This window comes from Pseudoalteromonas sp. SANK 73390 (assembly GCF_054966645.1).
The window spans coordinates 1-1,482 of record NZ_ARPN01000190.1; the positions used below are offsets into that span (position 1 = coordinate 1).

General features: G+C 42.0%; 1 protein-coding gene. It reads right to left on the reverse strand.

The features are described from left to right. Positions 1 to 88 precede the first annotated feature (88 nt). On the reverse strand, positions 89 to 1,482 hold a 1,394-nt coding region (locus SANK73390_RS20985), incomplete at its 5' end, for a TonB-dependent receptor domain-containing protein (protein WP_462768266.1).

Sequence of the window (1,482 nt, forward strand, 5' to 3'; positions counted from 1 at the left end):
CAGTTCGTGCGTTATAACCATCAACTGCCTTTTAGGCACTACTAAAGCCAGTGTGTTATTAACCTATACACTGGCTTTAGTTATGATGTTAAAAAGTAGCACGTACACTCAGAGCAAAACGTCTGTCCGTCGTGAAGTTAAGCGCTTGTGTCTTGGTGCCTGCTTGGTCCATCTGATACTCAGTTTTGGTTTCCGTATCGAGCAAATTACTTGCTTCAATACCTACTTTCCAATGATCGTTAATAGTGTAATACAAGCTCGCATCCATCATGCCTGAAGACTTCGCATAGGCTGGTACATACTCTTCAGACTCACGCAAAGTTAACAGATAGTCAGAGCGCCATGTGTACGCCAGTCGAAATGAAATATCTTGGTATTCGTACATACCAATCACATTGAAGTTTTTATCTGAGTAACCTTGCAGTGGCAAGCCACTAAATACACGGAAGGTATTGCGGTTGTCATTGAGTGGATTACCATTTTCATCAAACCCTAATGTACCTGCAGCTACTTCATTGGGGTCTTCAAGTCCATCTTGACTGATATAAGTATAATTAAACTGTAAGCCTAAACCACTCCATGCACCTGGCAACATATCGTAAAATTGTGAGTATGAGAATTCCACACCGCGAAGTGTACCTGAGCCTGTATTTGCAGGGCCGTAAGCGGAAATATCATAGCTTTCATCGCCGTAGGTCACGTTCAAATCAAATGCTCGACGACGAATGATGTTATCTAGCTTTTTGTTAAATAAACCGACCGTAACGTATCCCGCTTCAGCAAAATACCACTCAGTACTTAGGTCAATATTAACCGCTTCTTCAGGTTCTAAGTTAGGGTTTCCAGACAAGGCTGTTAATTCAAAGTTATCGAGACCAACAACAGGGTTATTCACGTCATCATAATCTAACCCAGCAGTTTGCAATATGGGGGTATAATCAAGGTTGATAATATTGATGTTTCTCGCATCGACTAAGCTTGGGTAATATAAAGCTTTTGATGCGCCAAATCGAATAACCACGTCCTCTGCAATACCAAAACTCAAATTTAAGCTTGGCAGTACAGTGGTGTAATCAGTCCCCTCTACAGTACTTAACTCGGATTGCCCACCTGCAATGTCGTAGTAGCGTTTGTACTGCGGCTGTTGCATCACGCTATTCAATGACGTACCAGCATCTCCACGCTTTATTTCCTGAGGTTGAACTAACGCGCCCGTTGATTCAAGTTGATAATTTACATAGCGTAAACCAATATTACCCACAACAGGAATATCTTGGAATTCAAAGTCAAAATCGCCTCTCACATAAAACTCAGTGCGCTGTTCGTTAGTAGAACTAATATTATGTGCAGCATAGGGGCCTTCTATACGATTTGGCTTATCTTCGTATGGTACATAAGTGCCTGAACATACTCCGCCATTTTCAGCACTGCGTGTCGCGTTATGCCAACCATCTTTACACCCTTGCCTTAGTGATTGTGCAT